This is a genomic window from Acinetobacter endophylla (genome assembly GCF_053543775.1).
In genome coordinates this window covers 83,551-90,187 of record NZ_JBLVOM010000317.1, presented here as the reverse complement: position 1 = coordinate 90,187, position 6,637 = coordinate 83,551, and the positions used below count along the sequence as shown (strand labels likewise).

The following is a 6,637-nucleotide window of genomic DNA, read 5'->3' as shown; positions in this document are numbered from 1 at the left end:
TGTTTAGGCTGAATCTGATAGATCGATTCACTTAAGGTTCGTAATACCTTGCCAATGCTGATACGCTCGACTTCAGCAATATCTCTAACACCGCTTCCTCTGACCATCAAATGTAATATCTTGCCGGTAATACCTGAGTTACACCCTTGATAGCTTAATGCATGATCACCAATAAACTGACGTTTGCAATCTTTGCACTGATGGTTTTGTTTCCCATCTACTTTGATGCCATTTCTCTTTATATTGTTACTTAGACAGGTAGGACATTTGATTTGTAGCGTTATTTTCATACCTCTATTTTATCAAAAGCCATATTGTTTTTTTCAGCATACTTTTTGAAACACCACCTAATTGCAAAATCTAAAAATGGTACTGAAATTATTGTTTCGTTAATTCCTCTCAATAAAATGCAAAATACACGTCAGGGTTTAAAAAGAATTGAAGTGGGTAAAAGAGTTCTTCTTTCATCTGGAGTTGAGGTAGATTTAAACTTAGATGGCCGTACATTCTATACTTCTATAAATCAATTATTTAAGCTAAATCATAAAGTTATTTAAAGATAAAATTAAGAAACATCAAATTTTTAGTGGAGATTTTGCCAGTCTATATGACAGTCAAGTTGATCTACATCGTATAGCTTTGATGGAAGTGATTGCCTAACTTCTTAAGCTTGATTAAAATATTTACATTCCATAAGTTGTTTTATGTGGATATGTACCAAGTTATTGAATTATATTATTTTATATAAATATTCATTTTGACCATATAGACATGCTTTTCTATGGACAAAAAATTTGATTTTGTCCAAATCACTTTTTGGCTTGACCATGCTTTTGAAAAATTTTATTGATGAATACGACATTGTATAACAACAGCACAAACCAAGACCTGTTGATAAGTGAGGCGTTACACTATACAATAAAAGTCATTCTGACAGAGTGATTTGCATGATTAAGTCGTTTCGGCATAAAGGATTGAAAAAGTTTTTTGAAACAGGTTCAACCGCAGGCATACAGCCAGCACATGCCAAAAAACTACGCCGTCAATTGTTGGTATTAGATACCTCTACATCACCCTCTGATATGGATGTTCTGGGCTGGAGCTTACACCCACTAACAGGTAAAAACCCTAAAAACCAAGATGTCGAGAAGCATTATTCTGTATCAGTGAATGGAAACTGGCGTTTAACATTTAAGTTTGAAAATGAAGATGCCATTTTAGTTGATTATCAGGATTATCATTAAGAGAGGTGTGCTATGTCACAAATGTTTAACCCCCCACATCCAGCGGAAATTTTGCGAGAAGATATTTTACCATCACTGGCTTTAACCGTAACCGAAGCGGCTAAACAGCTTGGCGTATCCCGTGCGGCATTATCGCGTGTACTCAATGAGAAAGCGGCTATATCACCTGAGATGGCGTTACGTATTGAAGCATGGTTGGGCATTGAACGTGGTGGTCGTGCTGATCTGTGGTTACAGATGCAAGCTAAGTATGATATGTGGCAGGCTCGGGAAAAAGTAAAGAATCGGCCATTGCAAGTGATTCATGCGCCTATTGTTCATGCAATGGCGTAAGCCAAAAAAGAATGCCGAGTTAATCTCGGCTTTTTTCTAACTAATTAATTATTATGTTTTGTAGCAGTTGCTACATAATACAGATAATTAACTACTCATTTTCTTCAAACATCATATGATTTTATTCTACCCAATGATGCCCATATGTTCTTACTTATGGATTGTTGATTTTATATGTACACTTATGAAGTACTTTTATTAATATCAGTGATTTGACTCTTTGAATATTTTCATTGATTTTTATGCAATGCATCTTAGTGTTATTCCGCAGTTTTGTTATAGTAAGAGCAATTTTGGATCAACATCAGGACTATGTTATGTCAGCTACACCACGCATTGGGATCTTGGGTGCAGGCGGTCGTATGGGGCGTATCCTTATTCAGGCTGTGTATGAAGCAGGTTATCAATTGGCGGCTGCGGTAGAACGCCCTGAAAGTACACTATTAGGCGCAGATGCTGGTGAACTTGCCGGAATTGGCGCAACAGGTGTTAAGGTCGTGGGTAGCCTTACCGATGTAGTCGAAGACTGTGATGTCGTGATTGATTTCACTGCGCCAGCAGCGACCGTCAATCATCTGAAAATCTGCCGTGAAGCAGGTGTTGCCATCGTAATTGGTACCACGGGTATGAATGACGAGCAAAAAGCCTATCTGGATCAATCTGCGACAGAAACTCCTGTAGTTTATGCAGCAAACTATTCAGTAGGTGTAAACGTGTCGATCAAACTGCTTGAACTGGCCTCTAAAGTTTTTGGCGATACGGTTGATATCGAAGTGATTGAAGCACATCACCGTCACAAAGTAGATGCACCGTCAGGTACAGCTTTGATGTGGGGTGAGGCGATTGCGGAAACTTTGGGTCGTGACTTAAAAGAAGATGCCGTATATTGCCGTGAAGGTCATACCGGTCCGCGTGAGCGTAAAAGTATTAGCTTCCAGACCATTCGCGGTGGCGATATTGTCGGTGAACATACTGCAATGTTTATTGCTGATGGGGAACGTGTGGAAATTACTCATAAAGCGACTAACCGGATGAACTTTGCTTCTGGTGCGGTACGTGCTGCAGCTTGGGTCGTAGGCCGTGAAGCGCGTAAATATGATATGAAAGACGTGCTTGGTTTTAACGATATTCAGGTTTAAAACCGAGTTAAAATCATTTATAGAAAAGTATAAAACTAAAATAAGACGAATAAAAAATGCAAAAAATGATTTTCCTGCTCTGTGCAGTGGCGCTTGGCGCCATTGCGCAGGCAAAGCCTGTTGGGACGCCTAAACTCAGTATTCATAAAAATAATATCAAGGTCTGGACCTACCAGAGTGAACAAAACCCGGTCTTTCTCTATAAAGCTGAAACCACCTATACCGCGCCCATTGAAAATGCCGTGTCCCTGATTCTGAATGTCGAGCATGCAGTACAGTGGGTTCCCTATATGGGTAGCATCAAGGTCCTGTCCCGCGATGATAAAAAAGGCGACTTTACCCTGTATATGGTGCTGGATTTTCCATTTCCCTTAAAAGACCGTGACCTGATTGTACAGGGCAAGATGATCAAGGAAGCCAATGGCCAGATCACCATCAAGAATAAAGCCATCCAGAGTGCCTATCCTTTAAACCCGGATTATGTGCGTTTAACCGATTATCAGGGCGACTGGACTTTTCAGAAGCTGGCTAATAATAAGGTCAAGGTCTCTACCTATGGTTATGCCAATCCGGAAGGTTCCATTCCTTTGACCTTCGTAAATATGTTCGTGCAACAGCAGCCTTATCAGATGCTGCAGAAAATGAAGACCGAGCTGGCCAAGCCTTCATCTATTGCGGTCTTGCCTGAAGCCCTGCATTGACATCCTCACATCCCTAAAACGGAGGTGATTCCTACTGCTAGACGCTTATGCCCAAGCGCAAGTATGTTCTTAGCAGAATTTAAATCACGTTGATTTAAACTACCGCATTCACATTCCCATACTCTTATTCGCAAATCTGCTCTACCTTTCGGACTGCTTGCGGTGATCTCACCACAGCACGAACAGATTTGGGTTGTGAACCTCTCACTCACTTCTTCAAACAATACCCCTGCGTTCTCGCATTTATACTTGAGCATTGTTTTAAGTGCTGAAAATCCTGTATCTAAAACCGATTTTGCCATTTTGGTTTTTACAAGTTTTTTCGCACTCAGATCACCAACAACAATCAATGCATTTTTCCTAACAAGCATGGTGCTTGCTTTGTGCAAATGGTCTTTTCGGCAATTCGCAATCTTGGCGTGTAATGCACGTACACGTTTTTTATTTTTTGCTCTTTGAGCAATCCCTAATTTCTGCTCGTATTTTTGATAGAACTTGGGATTTGAAATGACCGTACCATCTGAACAGGTAGCAATGTCTTTTAGACCAAGATCAATACCAATCGCTTGAGTTACAGTTGGTTTGTCTTGCTTGGGTGAATCGACAACAAGGCACACGTACCAGCGCCCACGACTATCCTCAACGAATGAGCCTGTTCTAACGCTGTATTTACTTATACCGTAGCTATCCCACAGTTTGAATTGATACTTGCCATATTGCACATATCCATCAGCATATTTAATCGCTACTTTTTTAAATGGTATCCAACCAAGTGAACGTCTTGCCGACTTCTTATTACTTACACGCCATTTCAGCTTTGCTTTCTTGTGCTGTCTTCTTTTATTAACATATTCTTCTGTTATCCCTTGTACTGTTTGACTATGCAAACCACACAGTTTTGAAGTTCCTTTTGTGTATTTAGTCATATCAAATGCTGAGAAAAAGTCACCTGTTCTTGTAAGGTGTTTGAAACTTAAATCATTCACATAATTCCAGACAAAGTTCACCTCGGATGCTAACTGATTTAGCACCTTGCAATGTTTGTCTTTTATGCGTAATTTAAGTGTTTTCATAGGCTTATATTAGCTCATGTTAAATTAAAATTATTGATTCTTAAAAATTAAACGACATTTCATGTCGTGTCTCTTATATCTCTGACCTGAAAGACAGCGTTTTACGCTCCATTTGATAAAAAAGACCCAATTGCTGTAATGCTGATCAGTTAAGGAATTTAGAAATAGTTTCTTTAACTTTTCAGTCGTTCACGAGAAAGTTTTAACTTTTTAAATCAAATATTTGCAATATCATTTGTTACTTTGGTTTCGCTCAAATGATAAGCGGAGCTTCGCCAGGAAGGCATCTTGCAGAGCAATAGTCCTCCCCACAAAACTCGTCAGCCAGCATCCATTAGTAAATTTGTCGCAGAAACAATCATTTTTTAATGTAGTCCTGCCTCGAACAGTTGCGGATGACTTTCCCACCTATTAAATATAATACTGAATTTAAAAAAGAAAATGCCAGTCAATTTCTTAACTGACTGGCATTACTCAATTTCTGGGTCTTTTTAACAGCTTGAGACAGGCAGGATTTAAACTATAAAATCCGCTTTAAGTACAATCCGGTAACGGGCTTTGCCAGAATGCAGATGTTCAATCGCTTGGTTCAGCTGTGACATCGGGAACAGTTCAATTTGCGGAGCAATATTTTTACGTGCAGCAAATTTCAGCAGCTGGCGCAGGGCAGCCGGCGAACCCGTCGGTGAACCGGTGACGGATTTAGCTCCGCCAATCAGCATGCCTGCCGGAATCTGCATCGGCTCAAGTGGTAAACCCAGCATATGCACACTGCCATTCGGCGCCAAAGTTGCCAGATAAGCCTGCCAATTCAAGGTGACATTGACAGTACTCAGTAATAAATCAAACTTGCCTCGCTGGGCCTTTAACGCAGCGACATCACGACTGTTCACCACATGGTCAGCACCCATGGCTTTCAGTTCATCAGTTTTATCCAGGTTCGATGTGAACGCAGTAATTTCACAGCCCCAAGCTTTGAGTAGTTTAATCGCGATATGACCCAAACCGCCAATCCCAATTACGCCAACATGATGAATAGCCTGAATCTGATGTTTTAGGATCGGATCGAATACGGTAATTCCGCCACAGAGCAGGGGACCCGCACTTTCAGGATCAAGATCTTCAGGTAGGGGAATGACCCATTGCCATCCGGCACGCACTTTGTCGGCAAAACCACCGGCATGTCCGATAATGGTAGCCACCTGACCGCCAGTACACAGCACCTGCTGACCTGAAATGCAGGGATCGCAATATTGGCAGCTTTCCGCTGTCCAGCCGATTCCCACTCGTTGACCAACTTTCAGGCCTTTGGCTTCTGCACCAAGATGGGTAATGGTACCAATAATCTCATGTCCTGCTACAACCGGATACACTGAAGAACCCCAGTCATTATTGATCACTGAAATATCGGAATGACAGAGACCGCAGTATTCTACTTTGACTTCGACCTGATGCGGTTGCAGTTCTCCGGCATCAAACTGATAAGGTTCAAGTTCCGCACTTGCAGACATGGCTGCATAAGCTTGAATAATATTATTCGACATGATTTCGACTCTTATTTAAATGGGAGGATATTGTTTTAAAGTCACAATGATTTTCATGGTCATCGACCATACCAACGGCCTGCATAAAGGCATAGCAAATGGTGGGTCCGACAAATTTAAAACCGGCCTGTTTAAGGGCTTTAGACATCTTCTGGCTCTCAATGGTTTGAGCGGGTGCTTGCCGATAATCCACAACATCATTATTCAGTCGCGGTTGCTGGGCAAAAGACCAGAGCCAATCCACCGGATTGATGCCTTGCTGTTTTAGTTTCAGCCAGGCTTGGGCATTTTCCCGAATGGCATTGAGTTTGCCACGATGCCGTATCAGGCTAGCATCTTCGAGTTTCAGTTGGAGTTGTTGATCTGTAAGTGAGGCGATAGATTCAATCGAATATTGAAAAAAATGTTCACGATAAGCTTCACGTTTTCTGAGAACGGTAATCCAGGCCAGACCAGCCTGCTGTCCTTCCAGACATAGCATTTCAAACAGGCGATTTTCATCCAGCAGTGCCTGTCCCCATTCCTGATCATGGTAGGCGATATACAATGGATCATCGGAGCACCAGCCACAGCGTTGCACAGTCATGTGATGCCCCTTGTTTT

The 6,637-nt window shown here is 41.4% G+C and carries 9 protein-coding genes; 5 read left to right on the top strand and 4 right to left on the bottom strand.

Going from position 1 to position 6,637, the window contains the following annotated elements:
* Window positions 1–290, bottom strand: a 290-nt coding sequence (locus ACNPNW_RS18745) for a transposase-like zinc-binding domain-containing protein (protein ID WP_448767167.1), incomplete at its 3' end; no start/stop codon positions are given.
* A gap of 45 nt (window positions 291–335) precedes the next feature.
* On the opposite strand from ACNPNW_RS18745, the gene ACNPNW_RS18740 reads away from it, so the two are divergent.
* From ACNPNW_RS18740 to ACNPNW_RS18720, 5 genes are all read left to right on the top strand, one after another.
* The gene (locus tag ACNPNW_RS18740) at window positions 336–557 is read left to right on the top strand and encodes a hypothetical protein (RefSeq protein ID WP_448767347.1); all 222 of its coding nucleotides are present in this window, start codon (window positions 336–338) and stop codon (window positions 555–557) included.
* Between the two features lie 390 nt (window positions 558–947).
* On the top strand, window positions 948–1,244 hold the full coding sequence (locus ACNPNW_RS18735) for a type II toxin-antitoxin system RelE/ParE family toxin (RefSeq protein WP_180001687.1): 297 nt from the start codon (window positions 948–950) through the stop codon (window positions 1,242–1,244).
* 12 nt (window positions 1,245–1,256) lie between these two features.
* Window positions 1,257–1,577: a HigA family addiction module antitoxin gene (locus tag ACNPNW_RS18730; RefSeq protein WP_180001686.1), complete on the top strand. Its 321-nt coding sequence runs from the start codon at window positions 1,257–1,259 to the stop codon at window positions 1,575–1,577.
* 317 nt (window positions 1,578–1,894) lie between these two features.
* A complete protein-coding gene (gene dapB, locus ACNPNW_RS18725) occupies window positions 1,895–2,716 on the top strand; it encodes a 4-hydroxy-tetrahydrodipicolinate reductase (RefSeq protein ID WP_448767346.1) in 822 nt (273 codons plus the stop codon).
* Window positions 2,717–2,772: 56 nt separating this feature from the next.
* Window positions 2,773–3,417: an START domain-containing protein gene (locus ACNPNW_RS18720; protein ID WP_448767345.1), complete on the top strand. Its 645-nt coding sequence runs from the start codon at window positions 2,773–2,775 to the stop codon at window positions 3,415–3,417.
* 5 nt (window positions 3,418–3,422) lie between these two features.
* Here the strand turns inward: ACNPNW_RS18720 and ACNPNW_RS18715 are convergent, their stop codons facing one another.
* The 3 genes from ACNPNW_RS18715 to ACNPNW_RS18705 all read right to left on the bottom strand — a co-directional run bounded on the left by ACNPNW_RS18715 (window position 3,423) and on the right by ACNPNW_RS18705 (window position 6,620).
* Window positions 3,423–4,490, bottom strand: a complete 1,068-nt coding sequence (locus ACNPNW_RS18715) for an RNA-guided endonuclease InsQ/TnpB family protein (protein ID WP_420938115.1) — start codon at window positions 4,488–4,490, stop codon at window positions 3,423–3,425.
* Window positions 4,491–5,005: 515 nt separating this feature from the next.
* Window positions 5,006–6,034: an NADPH-dependent aldehyde reductase Ahr gene (gene ahr / locus ACNPNW_RS18710; protein ID WP_338840241.1), complete on the bottom strand. Its 1,029-nt coding sequence runs from the start codon at window positions 6,032–6,034 to the stop codon at window positions 5,006–5,008.
* Window positions 6,024–6,620: a DNA-3-methyladenine glycosylase I gene (locus ACNPNW_RS18705; RefSeq protein ID WP_305158405.1), complete on the bottom strand. Its 597-nt coding sequence runs from the start codon at window positions 6,618–6,620 to the stop codon at window positions 6,024–6,026. The genes ahr and ACNPNW_RS18705 overlap by 11 nt, the downstream gene beginning before the upstream one ends.
* Window positions 6,621–6,637 lie beyond the last annotated feature (17 nt).

Bases quoted from the DNA above. Each gene is read 5' to 3' on its own strand.
- ACNPNW_RS18735 (WP_180001687.1), top strand. From the start codon at position 948: ATGATTAAGTCGTTTCGGCATAAAGGATTGAAAAAGTTTTTTGAAACA.
- ACNPNW_RS18730 (WP_180001686.1), top strand. From the start codon at position 1,257: ATGTCACAAATGTTTAACCCCCCACATCCAGCGGAAATTTTGCGAGAA.
- dapB (WP_448767346.1), top strand. From the start codon at position 1,895: ATGTCAGCTACACCACGCATTGGGATCTTGGGTGCAGGCGGTCGTATG.
- ACNPNW_RS18720 (WP_448767345.1), top strand. From the start codon at position 2,773: ATGCAAAAAATGATTTTCCTGCTCTGTGCAGTGGCGCTTGGCGCCATT.
- ACNPNW_RS18715 (WP_420938115.1), bottom strand. From the start codon at position 4,490: ATGAAAACACTTAAATTACGCATAAAAGACAAACATTGCAAGGTGCTA.
- ahr (WP_338840241.1), bottom strand. From the start codon at position 6,034: ATGTCGAATAATATTATTCAAGCTTATGCAGCCATGTCTGCAAGTGCG.
- ACNPNW_RS18705 (WP_305158405.1), bottom strand. From the start codon at position 6,620: ATGACTGTGCAACGCTGTGGCTGGTGCTCCGATGATCCATTGTATATC.